Source organism: Paraburkholderia sp. BR10954 (genome assembly GCF_040965775.1).
Classification (GTDB): Bacteria; Pseudomonadota; Gammaproteobacteria; order Burkholderiales; family Burkholderiaceae; genus Paraburkholderia; species Paraburkholderia youngii.
On the sequence record NZ_JBFRCK010000374.1, the window covers coordinates 1 to 207 of the forward strand.

The 207-nt window shown below is 72.0% G+C and carries 1 protein-coding gene; it reads right to left on the bottom strand.

The window, feature by feature from the left end; all coding sequences use genetic code 11:
- Window positions 1-207, bottom strand: a 207-nt coding sequence (locus tag AB4Y34_RS42615; protein WP_368719387.1) for a hypothetical protein, incomplete at both ends; no start/stop codon positions are given.

The window sequence follows — 207 nt, forward strand, 5'->3', positions numbered from 1 at the left end:
CCGCAAGCTGCGCTTCCTGCGCCTCCGCTGCGGCCACCACATAGGCCACCAGCTGCGGCTCGCCGGCCCGCTCCTCGCGTGCCCCCTCCACCGCCTCGCGACCCCACGCATGCCCGCACTGGAGCGCGGCCACCTCGCCCCGCTCGATCCGAAAGCCCCGGATCTTGACCTGCTCGTCGGTGCGCCCCAGAAACTCCAGATTGCCAT